Source organism: Rhodococcus sp. 14-2496-1d (assembly GCF_002259365.1).
GTDB lineage: Bacteria > Actinomycetota > Actinomycetes > Mycobacteriales > Mycobacteriaceae > Rhodococcoides.
This window is the reverse complement of sequence record NZ_NPFV01000005.1, coordinates 1-17,144: the sequence shown is the minus strand read 5'-3', so window position 1 is coordinate 17,144 and position 17,144 is coordinate 1. Positions and strand designations below refer to the sequence as shown.

Below are 17,144 nucleotides of genomic sequence, written 5' to 3'. Positions count from 1 at the left end.
GGGGCAATGGACGCAGACGTGATCGTGGTGGGTGCAGGCTTGGCCGGACTGGTGGCGACCGCCGAACTGGCCGACGCCGGAAAACGGGTGCTCCTCCTCGACCAGGAGCCCGAGCAGAACCTGGGCGGTCAAGCGTTCTGGTCCCTGGGCGGTCTGTTCATGGTCGACACCCCGGAGCAGCGACGCATGGGTATCAAGGATTCCGCGGAGCTTGCGTGGCAGGACTGGCTCGGCACCGCTACCTTCGATCGCGGCGTCGACGATCCGGCCGGCGAGGACTACTGGGGACACCAGTGGGCGCGCGCGTACCTCGACTTCGCGGCCGGGGAGAAGCGCTCCTGGCTGCACGCGCAGGGCGTGCGGTGGGTACCCATAGTCGGGTGGGCCGAACGTGGTGGCTACCTCGCCGAGGGACACGGGAATTCGGTTCCGCGGTTCCACCTGACCTGGGGTACCGGGCCCGGGGTTGTCGCACCGTTCGAGCGGCGCGTGCGGGAGGCCGCCGACAAGGGATTGGTGCGCTTCGGTTTTCGTCACCGCGTCGACGAGTTCATCGTCAGTGCAGGCACAGTTGAGGGAGTTCGCGGCGTAGTTCTCGAACCCAGTGCCGCGGAACGAGGTTCGGGTAGTACCCGCGTCGAGGTGGGCGAGTTCGAGCTGCGTGCCGGAGCCGTGCTCGTCACCGCGGGCGGCATCGGAGCCAACCACGACATGGTGCGGGAGAACTGGCCGGCACGGTTGGGAACGGCTCCGAAGTCTCTGATCTCCGGAGTCCCCGAACACGTCGACGGCCGCATGCTCGGCATCACCGAAAAAGTCGGTGGACGTCTGGTCAACAAGGACCGCATGTGGCATTACACCGAGGGCATCAAGAACTGGAATCCGGTCTGGAAGAATCACGGAATCAGAATCATTCCCGGCCCGTCGTCCATGTGGTTCGACGCGCGTGGTCGACGGTTCCCGGTGCCCAATTTTCCCGGTTTCGATACCCTCGGAACGTTGAAAGCCATCCAGGACAGTGGATTCGACTACTCCTGGTTCGTTCTGACGCAGAAGATCATTGAGAAGGAGTTCGCGCTCTCGGGATCGGAGCAGAATCCGGACATCACCGGAAAGAACCTCAAGCTCGTCCTCGGTCGAGTGCTGCCCGGTGCCAGCGGACCGGTCGAGGCGTTCAAGAAGAACGGAGAGGATTTCGTCGTCGCCGACACCCTCGCCGAACTCGTCCAGGGCATGAACAGGATCTCCGGCGAAAATCTGATCGACTTCGTCGATCTGAAGCGGCAGATCGAGGCCCGCGACCGTGAGGTCGACAACCCGTTCACCAAGGACCTGCAAATCTCCGCAATCCACAACTCGCGTCGTTCGCGCGGAGAACGCATCGCGCGTACCGCCTCGCCGCACAAGATTCTCGATCCCAAGTCGGGTCCGTTGATTGCCGTGCGTCTGAATATCATCACGCGGAAAACGTTGGGCGGCATCCAAACCGACCTGCAGGGCCGGGTTCTCGATGGCGACGGACACGCGATCGACGGGCTGTGGGCGGCCGGTGAGATCGCAGGATTCGGCGGCGGCGGTGTGCACGGGTATCGCTCACTGGAGGGAACCTTCCTCGGTGGGTGCATCTTCGGCGGCCGTCAGGCGGGACGCGCGATCGCCGCGCAGGCGTGACGGTGGCCCTCAGAATCGGTCGTCCCGCGCTGCCGGGTCCGGCGGAGATCGCCACCACTGAGTCGGCGGGTCCCCATTCGCCGGTGACAGTGTCGTTTCTCGGTGTCAGCACCGTGCTCTTCGACGACGGCCGATCGGCGATCCTCACCGACGGCTTCTTCTCGCGACCGTCGCTTCCGAAAACCCTCGTACGACCGCTGCGGTCGGACATGGGGCGCATCGATGCAGCCCTGCGCAGAGCGGGGATCACCACGCTCGACGCGGTGCTGTGTGCCCACTCGCACTACGATCACGCACTCGACTCGGCGGCGGTAGCGCTGCGTACCGATGCAGTTCTGGTCGGCGGTTCCTCGACCGGGTTCATCGGGCAGGGTTCCGGGCTCCCGGACGACCGGATCGTCGTGGTCGCGAACGACGAGACAACGGTGCAGGGCAACTTCGCCGTCTCGTTCGTCGAATCGGTTCACTCGTATCCGGATCGGGCGCACGGCAGGATCGAGCGGCCACTGACCCAGCCGGCTCGGGTGCGCGAGTACCGATGCGGGGAGGCATGGTCGATGCACATCGAACACGTTCCCAGCGGCCGTACGGCACTGGTGCACAGCAGCGCCGGTTTTCGTTCCGGCATGCTCGAAGGCCGCCGTGCCGACGTGGTCTACCTCTCGATAGGGCAACTCGGTCGACGGCCGCGCGTGTTCATCGAGCAGTACTGGCAGGAGACGGTCGTGGCGGTCGGTGCCCGACGCGTGGTGTTGACGCACTGGGACAACTTCTTTCGGTCCCTGGACGAACCACTGCAAGCGCTCGCGTACGTCTTCGACGACATGTCTGCCTCCGTCGATGTGCTGAACGCCTGCGCGCGGAGAGACGACATCGACCTCGAATTGCCGACCCTGTGGCGACGCGCGGACCCGTGGGCGGAACGAGCCTGACACCGACCCTGCACGCGGGCTGACGATCACAGATCGTCGAGGGTGACCAAGCCGTCCTGCAGCGCCCGGGCCACGAGCGACGCTTTGGTCGGTGCCGCACGACCGACGGTGGCGTACTTCGCGCGAATTCGAGACAGGTGGGTATTCACCGTGCCGAGTGCGATGTGCAGAACCGCACACACTTCTTGTTTGGAGTCGCAGCGCAACCACGCACCCAGGACCGCGATCTCGCGGGCGGTGAGTCCGGGATCGGCGAACCTCGTCGCTTCCTGCCGTGACCTGGGAGTCTCGGTACCGGGATTTGCGACGGTCCTGGCGCGCACGGTCGATGCACTGCGGCGCGGCGCGAATCGCTGCGCCGGATGGATCGCGGTACCGGACGCGACCTGAATCGTCGTGGTCGACAGACCTGTACTCGTCACTCGCATTGCATCCGACCCCTGCTGTCCGACTTGGGTGTTTCGGACATCCGACCACGCCGGAGGATATGAAACAACACCAACGGGTTCGAGACAGAACACGGCATTGGAGGCTTCTGTCGATCCAGGTTTATCGGATTGTAAAGTCGGGTCTTCACGGGGCCATTGTTATAGTTCACTGTCCACCGGATCGAATACCGTAGGCGGTCGTCGTTGAGCCCGAAATCCACACCCCGCGAACAACTGCTGCGGGCGGGCTCACGATTGCTGACCGATCTCGATATGTCGGTGCTCGCACGATCGCTGTCTATCGCCTCGGTCGTCGAAGAAGCCGGGTTGTCGCACCAGACTTTCCACAATGCGTACCCCGGGTCCTCCCGTGCCGGGGAGCGTGGTGGCAAGGAAGCGTTCGTCGAGGACTTGCTCGCGCACGTGACTCTGCAGTACACGAAGCCCGGCGATGCAGAGCATGCCTCGTCGGATCTCGCGTCCTACTTCGAGCAACTGACCTCCGGTCTGCTGCGCAGGAGAATGATCGGCGCGATGATCGCCTCCGACCACGCCGGAGCGAGATCGTCGTTGGCACCCGAATTCGATGCCATGGACGCCGCAGTCGAGGATGCCGTCCGGCACAAGCTCCGTGCAATCGGGGGTTCGGTGAGAACGCCGCTGACGGTGACCGGACTGTCCAATGTCCTCGTCGCCCTGCTCGACGGTCTTGCTTTCCGTGAGACCCTCAGCCCGGGAACGGTGCCCACGTCTCGTGCGTCCACGGCTGTCGAATCGCTGCTGGAATGGGCGGTGGACCCAGTTCACTCGGATCGTCGTGAACGCACAGCGGGACCCGCGGACGTGCCCGCTTCTCTCGACGGTTTCGATCATTCGAGGGCCGACATCGAATCCGACGTCATCGCGGCGACCGAGAGGTTGTTTGCGGCACACGGATACTTCTCGGTCACCCTCGCCGACATCGCCACTGCTTCCTCGCTCACCGTTGCCGATCTCAAGCGCCTGTTCCCGAGCAAGGTCGACATCATCGTTGCCGCACTGACGCCCGAGTTCGAGCGCGTCCTCCGGCTGGGTCGTGCGGACGCCCGACTGGAGGTGGAACCCATTGCGGCTCTGGAACGTTCGGTCGGTCGGCTTGCGGAGTTCGTGGCGCGCAACCGCTCTATGAGCTCGGGGATGCTGCTGGCACTGAGCTTCGAGCAGTTTCACGAGCCGAGCACTGTCACCACCATTCGGGAGCAACTCCCGCTGCCCTCGGCGCTCACCCCGATCCTCGAACGTGGCCAGCGTCGAGGCGACTTCGGTACCGAGGCGTCGGCAAGCGAACTTGCGACGATACTCGCCAACAACGTGGTGATCAGATCCGTCTCACGGTCCGAGGAAGGTCCGGAACAAGTCTCCGACTACGTCCTGCGGGTGTTCCTGTCGGGAATACGCGCACGTTGAGCGAGCCTGCGGGCCTGAACAGCTACGCGTCGGCGTCGACCCGGGGTACCTCGAAGGCGAGCAGTGCTACGTCGTCCTGCAGACCGTCTCCGAAGGAAGCCAGAAGTGACGTGAGATCGTCGACGATCTTCGGTGCAGTCGTCGGACCTCTTTCGGCAGCAAAAGATTCGAGGCCACCGTCGTCGTCGAAGCGTGTTCGCCCCGGTCCGACGATCGCCTCGGTCAACCCATCGGTGTAGAAGGCCATGACGTCGCCGGGTCGCAGTGTCACCGATGCCGACGCGAAGTGCGGCTCGGCCAATGCTCCGACCAACTGACCACCGGTGGTGTCGACGAAGTCCACGACGGCGTCGTGACCGATGCGCAGTGCCGGCGGATGTCCTCCGCTGGCGAGGTCGACCACCGCGCCGTCCGGGCCCGGAGTGATGGTGCCGAAAACCACTGTGCAGAAACGTGGGTCGTCGCCGTGGAACTCGTGGTGCAGAACGGTGTTGAGGTTCTCGAGTACCGAGATCGGGTCGCGGTCGAACACCGCCGCGGCGCGCAGGGTGTATCGGGTCAGCGAGGTGACGGCGGCGGCTCCGGCACCCTTCCCGCTGACGTCACCGAGAAAGAATCCCCATGTCCGATTGTCGAGGGGGAACACATCGTAGAAATCGCCACCGACCTCGTCGATGGATGCGGGGTGATAGTGAGCCGCCACATTCATACCCGTCGGAGCGGACAGGATCGGGGGGAGCAGGGTGCGTTGCAGGGTCGACGCCAGAATCTGCACTTGCGTTCTCTCTGCCTCGGCCTGCTTGCGCGCTTCCTCCGAGGCGCCCAGTGCATCCTGTGATCTGTCCAGAGCGGCCTCGGCGCTGTCCTGCGCCGCCTCGGCGTTGTCGCGGGCGTCGATCAGATCTCTTTCGCGGACGTTCCGCTCGGTCTCGTTGTGCAGCGTCATCGTCACAGTCATGGGACCTGTGGGCGTGCGCAGGGCGTTGGCGAGTATCGACACGGCGATTGCATCGCTCCTGTCGGGTGCGACGGTCAGCTTCGCGGAGGCTCCGATCGGGGAGTCGGCCCGTGAATTCGACGCGACGTCGATCAGCGCCGTCAGTACGGGCTCGAACTCGATCGTGAACAGGTCGGTGACCGAAGTTCCCACGAGAGCGTCACGACTGCGTGCGGTGATGCGGGCGGCGGCAGCATTGGCGTAGAGGATCCGTGCCGTGGCCACATCGACGGAGAACACCCCGCACGGTGCACTGTCGAGCAATTCAGCAGCGGTGGCAGACATGGGCACTCCCTTCGTTCATGACGAGCGGGTGGCAGAACTGGAGCGGCTTGCCGAGACCGGATCGGTCCACACCGCAGTCACGATGGTCCCGAACCCCGGCCGGTGATCGACGAGGAGGTCGTCCGACACTGCGGCAGCGAGTTGCAACCCATGGCTGCGATTGGTCGTCGGCGTCGGTGGCCGCCACGTTCCGGTGTCGGAAATCGTGACAGTCAGGGTTCGATGTTCGTATGCGGCGGTGACCGTCATCGTTCCGGGCTCGGGCACTGCGTGGTAGGCATGCTCGACCACGTTCGCGAGCGCTTCGTAGACCCCGAGGACGATGTCGTCCACCAATGAGTTGCTCACTCCCAGGTCGAGAACCCAGTTATGCAGCCGACGTCGAAGCGCGGTCGCCACGGCCGATTCGGCCGGTGCGGTGTGGCTCCAACGCTGTGGAGTGGGTCCGGGACTGCTCTCGGTCATCGTCGCTGTCCGAACCGGTACCGGCCGGTCATCGGTCGACTTCCGAGTCGAGAGCTGCCGACCGCACGTGAGCCACCGCGTCGGGAACGGTCGTGAAAGTGGCCATCACCCGATCGATTCCGCTGAGCTGCACGGGCCGAACCACGACACCATCGACTGCCACGAGCGCCATGAGCGAGGCATCGGGCAGTCGATCGCAGACTCGCACCAGTACGGTGATGGCGCTCGACGACAGGAAGCTCACATCCGTCAGATCCACCACGAGTCCGGCCCGGGCTGTGTCTGCCGCCGGGAACGCAGCAGCCGACAGCTCCGGTATGGTGTCGAGATCGAGTTCGCCTCGAACGGTGAGCACGGTCGTCGCGTCGTGGTCCGCTGCCACGATCTCGAAGGCTGCTCCGGTCGGCTCGTCTGGCATGGGTTCGACGTTACCTGTTGTCGAGTCGAACTCACGACCGAAACGCGTCGACGAACAGGTCGCCTGCGCCCAGTACCTCCAGGACCATACGCACCGATCGTGCAGGCGCGAGCACGGCGATCTTGCCCGGATGTACATAGGTGGCATCGATTATTGCGTTGGCAACGCCGGAGTACATGAACGACACCGCCGACAGATCGACACAGACCCGATCGGAGGCGGCGGCCAGGCGGTCCAGGCTGTGCACGAACTCGGCTCTGGTCGACATGTCGAGTTCGCCCGACGCTCGCAGAATGTTGTGTCCGTCCGGTCGAACGACGGTCTCGACCCGAAACACGCCCTCGTCGTCGCGAATGGAGCGTTCCATCGTTGCAGTGCTGGTCAACATATCTTTACCTCTTCCCCGAAGCGTTCGTCCCGGTCGGTCTGCCCGCGCGGTGCACAACGCTGAGTTGTTGTGCTTTCAACGATGCCAGTGCCTGATTGCAGGAGACTCCGCCGCACATCTCGAACGAGTAACGAAAGATCTCGTTTCGATAACGCCGTCACCGGGTCAACACGTCGATGAGCGAACCGGTGATTTTCTTCTTCATCCAGCCGTGTACACCTCGCTGGCCCAGCGCTGCCCGGGCAGCGTTGAGGCCGGCGGCTCCGTGCACTCCTCCACCGGGGTGCGCCGATGCCGACCCGAGAAACAGTCCTTCCACCGGCGTTTCCGCCCGCCCCAGCCCCGGCGTCGGTCGAAATATCAACTGCTGCTGCAGCTGCGCGGTTCCGCCGTTCACCGCACCACCGTGCAGATTGGCATCGGCACCGCACAGATCGCTCGGTCGTTGGACGACCCGCCCGACGACCGAATCGGCAAATCCCGGTGCATGGGCGTCGAGGACTTCGTCGACCCGATCCGCCACGGTGTCGGCGGCCGCGTCGTCGACGACGCCCCTCGGCAGATGTGTGTAGGCCCAAGCGCTTTCCGTGCCCTCCGGTGACCTGCTCCGATCGGCAGTGGTCATCTGGCCGAACAGCATGAACGGGCTCTGGGGAAGAACTCCGGTGGTGAGATCTGCCGCCCAGTGCACGAGGCCGTTGTCGTCCGCACCGAGGTGGACGGTGCCGGCGTCGGCCAAAGACGGTGAGTTCCAGGGTATTCGACGATCGAGTGCGTAGTTCACCTTGACCACCGGGGTGTCCCACTCGAAGGTGCGCAAGTCGTCGTGCACTCGGCGCGGCACGGCGTCGAACGGAAGCAGTGAACCGTACAGAGCCGGTGCGGACACGTCGGCCACTATCGCCCGACGCGCTCGAAACGTGTCTCCGGCAGCGGTGTGCACCCCGCGAGCGCGGCCGCCGCGCACCTCGATGTGCTCGACCGCCTGACCGCACTCGAGCACCGCACCCGACGCGGCACCACGACGAATCAACGCGGTCGTCAGCGCAGACGATCCGCCCACAGGGGCCGGAAACCCGACGTCCTGAGCCAGCATCGTGAGCAGCCAGCCCATCATGCCGCTCACCGGGGCATCGGTCGGGACGTCACCGTGCATGGCGTTGCCCAGCAGCAGGCAGCGAGCAGCCTCGCTGTGAAAGAGCTCGTGAGCCATCACGCGGGCGGGGAGGGCCGCGAATCGCGCGAAGCGCAGTGTCTCGGGCACCCCCAAGGTGTGGACGAGTCGAGCCGCTGGGACGACGGGTGGAAACGGTCCGAACAGCGAATTCATGAAGGGCTCGCGAATGCGCTCCCACTGCTCGAAGAGCCGCAGCCAGGTTCGGCCGTCTCGCGCGTCGTGTTCCGACAGCCGCGCAGCGGTGGTCTCGACGTCGTGGTGAACGACCGGAGCGTCGGTGTCCTGCGGTGACCGCGCATGGCCGTACACCGCGGGGGAGTGCGACCACTGCAGCCCGTGGCTTTCCAAGTCGAGTGCAGTCATGGCAGGCGAGGCGAGCGCCAGCGGATAGAAGGCGCTGAAGAGGTCGCTGGTGAAACCGGGAACGAGCTCGGCGCTGCGCACAGCGCCGCCGGGATGTTCGGCAGCCTCGAGGACCACGACGTCCCAGCCGGCGTCGGCCATCGCTGCCGCCGCAACCAAGCCGTTGTGGCCACTGCCGATCACGATCGCGTCGACCTCGGTGGTGGTCATGAGACTGCACTCCTCTGGTCGGTATCGGTCTTGTCGGTCAGCAGGTTACCGACGAAGTACAGCGCTACTCCTACGGCGAGGAGCAATCCGGCGCGCAGCCACGTTGCCGCGGACTGCTGGGTCAGTAGAACTGCGCACGTGATCAGTGCCAGCACGGGGAGTGCGGTCGGCGTCCGGAAATGACCGGAGTCGGCGCGATCGCTGCGAAGCACCAGTACCGCCACGTTGGTGCTGATGAAGACGAACAGCAGGAGCAGCACGACCGTCTCCGCAAGCGCAGCGACGGAACCGGTGCTGCACAACACCATCGCGACGACGGTGGTGGCCACGATCGCTGCCCACGGAGTTCTGCGGCCCGGCAGAACCTTGGCCAATGCGCCGGGAAGCAGACCGTCACGAGCCATGCCGAAGGTCAGTCGCGACGCCATGATCATGGTCAGCAGTGCGCCGTTGGCCACGGCGACCAGTGCGACGAGGCCGAAGACCCACGGCGGAATGCCCGCATCGGCAGCGTCGACGACCTCGAGCAGCGGACCGGTCGATTGCGCCAGAGTGTCGGCGGGCACGACGGTGGACACTGCGAGACCGACGAGCACGTACACCACCCCGGCGACGGTGACAGCACCGAGAAGAGCCCGTGGGTAGACCCGGCGCACGTCCTCGACTTCTTCGGCGATGTTCGCCGACGTCTCGAATCCGACGAACGAATAGAACGCGAGCAGAGCCGCGCCGAGCACCGCGAGCGTCGGAGTCGTCGCGTCGGTGAATTCGAGGACCCTGGACGGCGTGCCGTCACCCCGGCTCAGCACGAGACCGGCGAGGGCGACGATCAGCACCAGACCCGATACCTCGACGACCGTCATGGCGAGGTTCGCCCGCAACGATTCGGTGATCCCGCGAGCGTTGAGCAGCCCGACCAGGAGCAGGAAGACCACTGCGGCGGGGACGGCGGGCACGTCGAGGAACACGCCCAGGTAGTCGCCCGAGAAGGCAAGCGCCAGGCCGGCGGCGCTGGTGACACCTGCGGCGAGCATCGAGAATCCCACCAGAAACGACACGAGCGGTTTCTTGTACGCCCGCTGCGCGAACACGGCTGCGCCGCCTGCTCGTGGGTACTTGGTGACGAGTTCTGCGTACGACGCAGCGGTCAGCAGTGCCATCAGCAGGGCGACGAGCATGGGCAGCCAGATCGCTCCGCCGACCTCGCCCGCTATCTCGCCGACGAGAGCGTAGATTCCGGCACCGAGCACATCGCCGAGAATGAAGACGAACAGCATTTTTCCCGAGACTGCATGTCGCAGTGGGGACTTGCTCACGGAGCTGTGGACCGCTCTGCGAGCAGGGCGAGCCGACGGAGCGCCTCGGCGTTGCGTGGATGCGCCAACAGATGCTGTATCCGATTCGGCACCAGGGCGAACGGCGCAGTGATCGCGTGCTCGATGATCTCGATGCGGCAACCGGTGGCAATCGGGTGTAGCCGCACCGTGACCGACGCTTTGCCGAACGGCAGGGCGCGCGCTTCGAGTCGTATCTCTCGTTCGGCGTGAATTCCCACCGAACGAGTCACGTCGCTCAGCACCGCGGGCCAGGTGCCGACGGAATGGTGAATCGTGGAACCCGGTGCGGGCCAGGTGTTGTCGACGGCGCGAATTCGGGATGCACCGACCACCCAGGTTGCGTACGTCCAACCGTCCGCGAGGACGCTCCAGACGTCCTCACAGCTGGCTGTGGTTTCTCTGCTCGTGGGCACGATTCGGCCTCCGGAATCTCTTGTCGTCCTGTGTGAGCACGTGATCCGCGCTCGCCGACACTCCGGGACTGGAAGTGGGGCACTCTGGGTGCTGCGATCGCACGGTAGAACGATCCGACACTGCCGTATGCCCCGAAACGGGCCGGTTCAATCGGTGCGGCAGATCGAGGAGAAGTCATGTCCCACCGCAGCGCTCTGGCCTCGCGAGATCGAATCGGTCAGGCCAAGGGGATCATCATGGAGCGCTTCGACGTCGACGCCATCCGCGCGTTCGACATGCTCGGTACGCTGTCACAGGAAATGAACGTGCCGGTATCGACGTTGGCGGCGCAGCTGATCAGCCGTGAACACCCGACCGAACCCGATCTGCCGAGCTGACGTTCGCCCCACCAGGTGCGCGACCACCTGATTTCGGGTCGAAAGGTACTTGTCATACTGAGGTCATGTCGACAATCGCGTACGTGATCGCAGGTTCGGAAGCCACCGGTGGAGCCGGTCTGCAGGCAGACCTCAAGACATTCGAGCGGCTCGGGGTCTACGGAGTCGGCACCATCACATGCATCGTCTCGTTCGATCCGAAGTCCGACTGGGGCCACCGCTTCGTTCCCATCGACAGCTCGGTCATCGCCGATCAGATCGAAGTCGCTACTGCCGCACACGATCTCGATGTCGTCAAGATCGGCATGCTCGGCACACCCGCTACCGTCGAGACCGTGGCGAGCTCACTGCGTCTGCAGCCGTGGCGGCACGTGGTGGTCGATCCGGTGTTGATCTGCAAGGGTCAGGAGCCGGGCGCGGCGCTCGACACCGACAATGCGCTTCGGCGCGACATTCTTCCGCTGGCCACCGTGATCACCCCCAATCTGTTCGAGGCACAGACATTGTCCGGAATGGACGCCATCACCACCGTCGACGATCTGGGCGAGGCGGCCAAACGAATTGCCGAACTCGGACCGCGGTACGTGGTGGTCAAGGGGGGTGCGGGGTTGCCCGGCGACGAGGCCGTAGACGTCGTCTGGGACGGTTCCGAACTGACCGTGCTGCGCGCCCCCAAGGTGGGCGAGGAGCGGGTATCGGGTGCCGGATGCGTGTTCGCCGCGGCCATCACGGCCGAGCTCGCGAAAGGCGTGGACGTGCTCGACGCGGTCGCCACCGCCAAGAACTTCGCACACGCAGGCATCGTCGGACGACTGACGAGCCACGCCCCGTTCGCCGCAGTGAGTTGGCACGACTGAACCATCGGCCCGATGTTTGTCGACGGCGCTTTACGGGAACCGCGCTGTGAAGGCGGTGAACGCTCCTCAGGACCGGTCTGCGGTCAGTGGCCGTCACTCACTCATCTCGAGAGGTTCACATGGCGCACCAGAACACGAGCGATTCCGACGCCGGCGCACGCGACGACGATCGGACGACCCGCGGCCACGCGGGTGAGGCGATAGTCGACACGCGAAACTGGCCCGGATACATCTTCATCGGAATTGCATTGGTGAGCCTGGGTCTCACCCTTACCGCCGCCGGCTACGGGTTCTCCGGATGGGTGTGGATCGGTGCGATCGCCGCGCCGGTTCTTCTCGCGGCCGGAATTGCACTGGTTCTACTGGAGCGCAAACGTGTCAAGGCTCGGGAAGGCAAGTCGCTGACCGACCCGGCGGGACACTGATCGTCGCCGGGTAGGCCGGTACAGCCGGCCGACGCATTGGTCGACCGGCTCAGCGGCGTGCGCGAAGAGACTCACGATCCTTCTTGCCCTGCGACTTGTCGGCCCGCCGTTGTGCGAATCGACCGGCCGACTTCAGGCCTCTGGACACGACATTGTCCTTGCCCGTTCGCTTTTCGAGGCTCTGGCCGGCGAGGGCCAACAACCGAGCGAGGACGGGAAGCCCGATCGCAACGATGAGGTAGCGGTACAGGTACTTGCGCGCGAGCAGGGGGATCATCGGACTGCGCGTCGAACCTTGAGCGCAGCGGTGGCGGTCAACGTGATGACGGCTCCGACGACAGCGGCACCGAGCAAGGAGACGCCCTGAGCAAGTTCGAAGTTCCAGCCGAGGAAGTTGATGTTGGTGTGAATCGTGTTCTGCAGCACGAAGATCACCAGTGCTGCGACCAGGACGAGCGTGACGAGGAGGGCGAACTTCGAGGCGAATCCGCCGCGACGCTTGGTGGTCTCGGTGTTGCCGGTGGATGTGGTCATGAGGGAATCCGTTCTGTGAGGTGGAAGGGGTGAAAGGCGAGTGCCGCCGATCATCGAGATCGGCGGCACTCGATGCGATTGCGGTGTTACTTGAAGGTGTCCTTGATGTTCTCGCCGACCTTCTTCACGCCTGCCGAACCCTGATCCTTCTTACCCTCGGCCTCGAGGTCCTTGTTGTCGGTGGCGTCGCCGACAACTTCCTTCGCCTTGCCGATGGCGTCTTCCGCGGCGTTCTTGGCCTTGTCGATGAAGCTCATGTGAGTCCTTCCGGGTGGCTGTGATTGTTGGTAACGGGTACTTAGTCGGTTTTCGTCACCGAAAGCAAACGCTGGTGTGATGCAGATCACAGTGGGGCGGTGTCCGGCCGGAGATCAGGTGAGGGAGACCAGTTCGGTGATGTCGTCCTCGGGGAGCTCGCCGTCGACCACTGCCGTGACCACGGAACTGTTCAGCGTGATGGCACCCTTGTGGTTGTCCAGGAATGCGGTGTCGGCGGCGTCGCGACCGACCGAGATGCGCACCAGCGTCGAGCGCGGGGCGAGGCAGGTGGCATCCACGACGCGCCACTGGCCGCCCACGAAGGCTTCGGCGACGGCGTGGAAGTCCATCGGATCGCAGCCGGGTGCGTACACCGCCACCAGGCGGGCCGGAACGTTGACCGCCCGCAGCATGGCCACCACGAGGTGCGAGTAGTCCCGGCAGACGCCCTGTCCGACGAGCAGTGTGTCGACAGCACCGTCGATCGGATCACTGCTCCCCGGAACGTAACTCAGGCGAGCGCCGACCCACGCGGAGATCTTGGCCAGCAGTTCCTCGGAGTCCGCGTAGTCGCCGAATTCGGTTGCGGCGAAACCGTAGAACTTGTCGGCCTCGGCGTACCGGCTCGGTCGGAGGTAGAGCGACATGTCGTAGTCGGTGACCGGTGCCGGGGTGGTGTTGCCCAAGATGGTGGCGTCGTACGAGACCTGCAGGTTGCCAACGTCGGCGGGCATGACGTGAATTCGGTTGCCGTGCGGCCCGCTCACTTCCTTCGCCTCGATGGGGTTGCCGTCGAGAACGAAGGACAGTGATTCGGTGACCGTCGTGCCCGGATGCGGCGCGATTGCGATCTGGAATTCGAGCGTGGTGGCTGCGGTGATGTCTACATCGAGGCGCGCGGATACGTCGCGTTTGAGCATGGGAACTCCTGGCAAGCGAGGGCGGGTGAACGAGCTGCCAGTACCCGTATCCGCCGATACCAATCCCCTCCCACTCTGCGAGTGGTCAGCGCCACCCCAACGCGGGAGCGACGTCGCGCAACACAGTGTCGAGGACGTGGGCGCAGTAGTCGACGCCCAACTGGTTGGGGACGGTGAGCAGCAGCGTATCGGCGGCTGCGATAGCTTCGTCCGCGGCGAGCTCTTCGATCAGTCGATCAGGCTCGCCTGCGTACGTCTTGCCGAATCGGGCCTTGCCGCCGTCGATGTAGCCGACCTGATCGTCGCCGCTGCCCTCTCGGCCGAAGTAGGCGCGATCGAGATCGTTCACGATCGGAAAAATGCTGCGACTCACCGAAGTTCGCGGCGCGAAGTCGTGTCCGGCGTCGCTCCACGTCTTGTGGAATCGTTCGATCTGCTCGGCCTGCAATCGATGGAACGGCACTCCGGTGTCTTCGCTCAACAGCGTCGAGCTCATCAGGTTCATGCCCTGTCGCGCGGTCCACTCGGCGGTGTCGCGGGTGCCTGCACCCCACCAGATGCGCTGCCGCAAACCGGGGGAGTGTGGTTCGAGGCGCAGGAGTCCGGGCGGATTGGGAAACATCGGCCGCGGATTGGGCTGTGCGAAACCCTTGCCTTCGAGAAGATCGAGGTAGATGCGGGTGTGTTCACGGGCCATGTCGGCGTGATCGGAGCCCTCGGCCGGTGTGTAGCCGAAGTAGCGGTAGCCCTCGACGACCTGTTCGGGCGATCCTCGGCTGACTCCGAGCTGCAGCCGCCCGCCCGAGATGAGATCGGCGGAACCCGAGTCCTCGGCCATGTAGAACGGGTTCTCGTATCGCATGTCGATGACACCGGTTCCGATCTCGATGGTGCTCGTCTTGGCACCGACGGCGGCGAGGAGTGGGAACGGTGACGCGAGCTGGTTGGCGAAGTGATGGACGCGGTAGTACGCGCCGTCGGCACCCAGTTCTTCGGCGGCGACCGCGAGGTCGATGGACTGCAGCAGTACGTCCGACGCGGACCGCGTCTGCGACTGTGGGGACGCCGACCAGTGTCCGAAGGACAGAAATCCGATCTTCTTCATCACGCGCTCTTTCGTTGAAGGATCAACTGTATTCGTTGGGTGTCAGCGCATACCGAGGTCGATTCATTCCCTGCTCCGCGGCTACGCGCCGATGCCCGCCGTCAGCAATTTCGCCAGTTCGAGGTAAGCGTCGCCGTCGCTCAGTCCGGTCAGTCGAAACACCTCGCGAGTCTGAATGCGAACCATGACCGAGGAGGCCACGTCCCCGACGAAGGCCGCGTGCACGTCGCGCACTTCGCCGCTGGCCACGCCCTCGCTGATCAACTCCTGGACGCGGCGCGCGGCGATGGCGGTGTTTCGTTCGTATACCGAGCGGGCCGCCTCCAGTGACGCCAGGTCGGTCATGAACTGTTCGGACGCGGACTCGAGAGCTGCCCCCACCGCGGTGAGATAGGTGGTGATGCGATTGCGGGTGCCGTCCACCTCGGCGACCGCGTTCTCCACCTGCGTGGTCATGGACTTGAAGTAGTGCACCGTTGCGCCGCCGACCAGCTGATCCTTGCTCGACGCCAGGGTGTACAGCGTGGACTTGGAGCACCGAAGCCGGGCCGCGATGGTGTCGAGGGTCAGGTGTGCGAAGCCCTCCGCCAGAAACAAGCTCACGAGCTGGTCGAAGAGTTCGGAACGGCGTGCCGTGGCATGCGAGGTCACGGGTGCGTTCACATCAGGGATGGTACTGCATCGGCTTGTGCAGTACTGTGCATCAGTACTGCGGATCGTCCGGCAGTACTGATTCGATAGCCCCGGAGGTTTTCACGTGCCCGTCGACCGTCTGTTGCCCACGTCCGAAGCGCGTGATCTGATCGCCCTGACCCGGGACGTGGCAGACAAGGTCCTCGACCCGATCGTCGACGACCACGAACGGCGTGAGACCTACCCTGAGGGAGTGTTCGCCACCCTCGGCGAGGCGGGCCTGTTGAGCCTGCCGTACGCGGAGGAATGGGGAGGTGGTGGCCAACCGTACGAGGTGTACCTCCAGGTCCTCGAAGAACTGGCGTCGCGCTGGGCGGCGGTTGCAGTCGCAGTGAGCGTGCACGGTCTGGCTTGCTATCCCGTGATGGCGTTCGGTACCGAACAGCAGAAAGCCGACAAACTCCCCGACATGCTCGGTGGGGCGCAGATCGGCGCCTACTCACTGTCCGAAGCACAGGCCGGCTCGGACGCTGCCGCACTGAGCTGCAAGGCCACCCCGACCGAGGGTGGCTACACCGTGAACGGTTCGAAGGCGTGGATCACACACGGCGGAGTGGCCGACTTCTACAACCTGTTCGCTCGTACCGGCGAAGGGTCGAAAGGTATCTCGTGCTTCCTCGTTCCGGACGGAACCGACGGCCTGAGCTTCGGCAAGCCCGAGGAGAAGATGGGACTGCATGCGATCCCGACGACCGCCGCGCACTACGACAACGTCCACGTACCCACCGAGTGGCGAATCGGCGTGGAGGGGCAGGGACTGCAGATCGCCTTCAGTGCCCTCGATGCAGGCAGGCTCGGAATTGCCGCTGTAGCCGTGGGAATCGCGCAGGCGGCGCTCGACGACGCGGTGAAGTACGCCCAGGAACGTACGGCGTTCGGCAAGAAGATCATCGACCATCAGGGCCTCGGTTTCGTGTTGGCGGACATGGCAGCGGCAGTGGACTCGGCCCGCGCCACCTACCTCGATGCTGCGCGTCGGCGTGACGCCGGACTTCCCTACTCGCGCAACGCTTCCGTGGCCAAGCTGATCGCTACCGATGCGGCCATGAAGGTGACCACCGACGCGGTACAGGTGTTCGGTGGCTACGGGTACACCCGCGACTTCCGCGTCGAGCGATACATGCGCGACGCCAAGATCACTCAGATCTTCGAGGGCACCAACCAGATTCAGCGTCTGGTGATCGCGCGCTCGCTCGCCACGAACTGACGATCTCCGTTTGCCATTCCACACAACGTAGGGGACATCTGCATGACCACAACCGAACCCGATATCCATACCACTGCGGGTAAATTGGCCGATCTTCGTAAACGTCTCGCGGTTGCGGAGATTCCGTCCGGTGAGGCGGCGGTGGACAAGGTCCACGCCAAAGGCAAGCTGACCGCCCGTGAGCGGATCACCGCCCTGCTCGACGAGGGCTCGTTCGTCGAACTCGACGCCCTCGCC

General features: G+C 64.6%; 21 protein-coding genes and 1 pseudogene. 8 read left to right on the top strand and 14 right to left on the bottom strand.

The features are described from left to right. Positions 1-6: 6 nt before the first annotated feature. Positions 7-1,671 (top strand): FAD-binding dehydrogenase, encoded by a 1,665-nt coding sequence (locus CH296_RS02230; RefSeq protein ID WP_094683921.1) that lies wholly within the window; start codon positions 7-9, stop codon positions 1,669-1,671. A 2-nt stretch (positions 1,672-1,673) separates the two neighbouring features. Further along, positions 1,674-2,603: an MBL fold metallo-hydrolase gene (locus CH296_RS02225; RefSeq protein WP_094645492.1), complete on the top strand. Its 930-nt coding sequence runs from the start codon at positions 1,674-1,676 to the stop codon at positions 2,601-2,603. Positions 2,604-2,629: 26 nt separating this feature from the next. On the opposite strand, the gene CH296_RS02220 is transcribed toward CH296_RS02225, so the two are convergent. Further along, entirely contained in the window at positions 2,630-3,025 is a 396-nt protein-coding gene (locus CH296_RS02220; RefSeq protein WP_256980307.1) for a LuxR C-terminal-related transcriptional regulator, read from the bottom strand. Positions 3,026-3,235: 210 nt separating this feature from the next. Between CH296_RS02220 and CH296_RS02215 the strand changes: the two genes are divergently transcribed. Continuing rightward, positions 3,236-4,477 (top strand): TetR/AcrR family transcriptional regulator, encoded by a 1,242-nt coding sequence (locus CH296_RS02215; protein ID WP_094683312.1) that lies wholly within the window; start codon positions 3,236-3,238, stop codon positions 4,475-4,477. 22 nt (positions 4,478-4,499) lie between these two features. On the opposite strand, the gene CH296_RS02210 is transcribed toward CH296_RS02215, so the two are convergent. The 7 genes from CH296_RS02210 to CH296_RS02180 form a co-directional block, all read right to left on the bottom strand. Next, positions 4,500-5,759 (bottom strand): PP2C family protein-serine/threonine phosphatase, encoded by a 1,260-nt coding sequence (locus CH296_RS02210; RefSeq protein ID WP_094683920.1) that lies wholly within the window; start codon positions 5,757-5,759, stop codon positions 4,500-4,502. Between the two features lie 15 nt (positions 5,760-5,774). Further along, positions 5,775-6,224: an ATP-binding protein gene (locus CH296_RS02205; protein ID WP_094631557.1), complete on the bottom strand. Its 450-nt coding sequence runs from the start codon at positions 6,222-6,224 to the stop codon at positions 5,775-5,777. Between the two features lie 28 nt (positions 6,225-6,252). Then, positions 6,253-6,642 (bottom strand): STAS domain-containing protein, encoded by a 390-nt coding sequence (locus CH296_RS02200; protein WP_032394259.1) that lies wholly within the window; start codon positions 6,640-6,642, stop codon positions 6,253-6,255. Positions 6,643-6,673: 31 nt separating this feature from the next. Then, on the bottom strand, positions 6,674-7,030 hold the full coding sequence (locus CH296_RS02195; protein WP_032394260.1) for an STAS domain-containing protein: 357 nt from the start codon (positions 7,028-7,030) through the stop codon (positions 6,674-6,676). A 157-nt stretch (positions 7,031-7,187) separates the two neighbouring features. Next, positions 7,188-8,780: an NAD(P)/FAD-dependent oxidoreductase gene (locus tag CH296_RS02190; RefSeq protein ID WP_094683919.1), complete on the bottom strand. Its 1,593-nt coding sequence runs from the start codon at positions 8,778-8,780 to the stop codon at positions 7,188-7,190. After that, positions 8,777-10,096 (bottom strand): APC family permease, encoded by a 1,320-nt coding sequence (locus CH296_RS02185; protein ID WP_256980306.1) that lies wholly within the window; start codon positions 10,094-10,096, stop codon positions 8,777-8,779. Before CH296_RS02185 ends, CH296_RS02190 begins: the two co-directional genes overlap by 4 nt. Further along, positions 10,093-10,530, bottom strand: coding sequence for an SRPBCC family protein (locus tag CH296_RS02180; protein WP_094631559.1), 438 nt, complete (start codon positions 10,528-10,530; stop codon positions 10,093-10,095). Before CH296_RS02180 ends, CH296_RS02185 begins: the two co-directional genes overlap by 4 nt. 186 nt (positions 10,531-10,716) lie before the next feature. Here CH296_RS02180 and CH296_RS02175 point away from each other — a divergent pair. The 3 genes and pseudogenes from CH296_RS02175 to CH296_RS02165 form a co-directional block, all read left to right on the top strand. Further along, positions 10,717-10,908: pseudogene (locus CH296_RS02175) on the top strand (ANTAR domain-containing protein); the annotation flags it as partial. A 65-nt stretch (positions 10,909-10,973) separates the two neighbouring features. Beyond that, the gene (thiD, locus tag CH296_RS02170) at positions 10,974-11,765 is read left to right on the top strand and encodes a bifunctional hydroxymethylpyrimidine kinase/phosphomethylpyrimidine kinase (protein ID WP_094631561.1); all 792 of its coding nucleotides are present in this window, start codon (positions 10,974-10,976) and stop codon (positions 11,763-11,765) included. A 119-nt stretch (positions 11,766-11,884) separates the two neighbouring features. After that, positions 11,885-12,190 (top strand): hypothetical protein, encoded by a 306-nt coding sequence (locus tag CH296_RS02165; protein ID WP_094645483.1) that lies wholly within the window; start codon positions 11,885-11,887, stop codon positions 12,188-12,190. Positions 12,191-12,239: 49 nt separating this feature from the next. Here CH296_RS02165 and CH296_RS02160 read toward each other — a convergent pair whose 3' ends face one another. From CH296_RS02160 to CH296_RS02135, 6 genes are all read right to left on the bottom strand, one after another. Beyond that, the gene (locus tag CH296_RS02160; RefSeq protein ID WP_094645482.1) at positions 12,240-12,467 is read right to left on the bottom strand and encodes a hypothetical protein; all 228 of its coding nucleotides are present in this window, start codon (positions 12,465-12,467) and stop codon (positions 12,240-12,242) included. After that, on the bottom strand, positions 12,464-12,724 hold the full coding sequence (locus tag CH296_RS02155) for a lipopolysaccharide assembly protein LapA domain-containing protein (RefSeq protein WP_094683916.1): 261 nt from the start codon (positions 12,722-12,724) through the stop codon (positions 12,464-12,466). The genes CH296_RS02160 and CH296_RS02155 overlap by 4 nt, the downstream gene beginning before the upstream one ends. A gap of 86 nt (positions 12,725-12,810) precedes the next feature. Continuing rightward, on the bottom strand, positions 12,811-12,981 hold the full coding sequence (locus CH296_RS02150) for a CsbD family protein (RefSeq protein WP_008718579.1): 171 nt from the start codon (positions 12,979-12,981) through the stop codon (positions 12,811-12,813). A 114-nt stretch (positions 12,982-13,095) separates the two neighbouring features. After that, positions 13,096-13,902, bottom strand: a complete 807-nt coding sequence (locus tag CH296_RS02145) for a transglutaminase family protein (RefSeq protein ID WP_094683915.1) — start codon at positions 13,900-13,902, stop codon at positions 13,096-13,098. 85 nt (positions 13,903-13,987) lie between these two features. After that, positions 13,988-15,007 carry an LLM class flavin-dependent oxidoreductase gene (locus CH296_RS02140; protein ID WP_032394268.1) on the bottom strand — a complete coding sequence of 340 codons (1,020 nt, stop codon included), beginning with the start codon at positions 15,005-15,007 and terminating at the stop codon, positions 13,988-13,990. Between the two features lie 81 nt (positions 15,008-15,088). Further along, a complete protein-coding gene (locus tag CH296_RS02135; RefSeq protein WP_222092734.1) occupies positions 15,089-15,670 on the bottom strand; it encodes a TetR/AcrR family transcriptional regulator in 582 nt (193 codons plus the stop codon). A gap of 94 nt (positions 15,671-15,764) precedes the next feature. Between CH296_RS02135 and CH296_RS02130 the strand changes: the two genes are divergently transcribed. Continuing rightward, the gene (locus tag CH296_RS02130) at positions 15,765-16,907 is read left to right on the top strand and encodes an acyl-CoA dehydrogenase family protein (RefSeq protein WP_094683914.1); all 1,143 of its coding nucleotides are present in this window, start codon (positions 15,765-15,767) and stop codon (positions 16,905-16,907) included. Positions 16,908-16,949: 42 nt separating this feature from the next. Next, a partial coding sequence (locus CH296_RS02125) for a carboxyl transferase domain-containing protein (protein WP_303396063.1) occupies positions 16,950-17,144 on the top strand: 195 nt, incomplete at its 3' end.

Coding starts and splice junctions, on each gene's coding strand:
- CH296_RS02230 (WP_094683921.1), top strand. CDS start 7: ATGGACGCAGACGTGATCGTGGTGGGTGCAGGCTTGGCCGGACTGGTG.
- CH296_RS02210 (WP_094683920.1), bottom strand. CDS start 5,759: ATGTCTGCCACCGCTGCTGAATTGCTCGACAGTGCACCGTGCGGGGTG.
- CH296_RS02205 (WP_094631557.1), bottom strand. CDS start 6,224: ATGACCGAGAGCAGTCCCGGACCCACTCCACAGCGTTGGAGCCACACC.
- CH296_RS02200 (WP_032394259.1), bottom strand. CDS start 6,642: ATGCCAGACGAGCCGACCGGAGCAGCCTTCGAGATCGTGGCAGCGGAC.
- CH296_RS02195 (WP_032394260.1), bottom strand. CDS start 7,030: ATGTTGACCAGCACTGCAACGATGGAACGCTCCATTCGCGACGACGAG.
- CH296_RS02190 (WP_094683919.1), bottom strand. CDS start 8,780: ATGACCACCACCGAGGTCGACGCGATCGTGATCGGCAGTGGCCACAAC.
- thiD (WP_094631561.1), top strand. CDS start 10,974: ATGTCGACAATCGCGTACGTGATCGCAGGTTCGGAAGCCACCGGTGGA.
- CH296_RS02165 (WP_094645483.1), top strand. CDS start 11,885: ATGGCGCACCAGAACACGAGCGATTCCGACGCCGGCGCACGCGACGAC.
- CH296_RS02160 (WP_094645482.1), bottom strand. CDS start 12,467: ATGATCCCCCTGCTCGCGCGCAAGTACCTGTACCGCTACCTCATCGTT.
- CH296_RS02155 (WP_094683916.1), bottom strand. CDS start 12,724: ATGACCACATCCACCGGCAACACCGAGACCACCAAGCGTCGCGGCGGA.
- CH296_RS02150 (WP_008718579.1), bottom strand. CDS start 12,981: ATGAGCTTCATCGACAAGGCCAAGAACGCCGCGGAAGACGCCATCGGC.
- CH296_RS02145 (WP_094683915.1), bottom strand. CDS start 13,902: ATGCTCAAACGCGACGTATCCGCGCGCCTCGATGTAGACATCACCGCA.
- CH296_RS02140 (WP_032394268.1), bottom strand. CDS start 15,007: ATGAAGAAGATCGGATTTCTGTCCTTCGGACACTGGTCGGCGTCCCCA.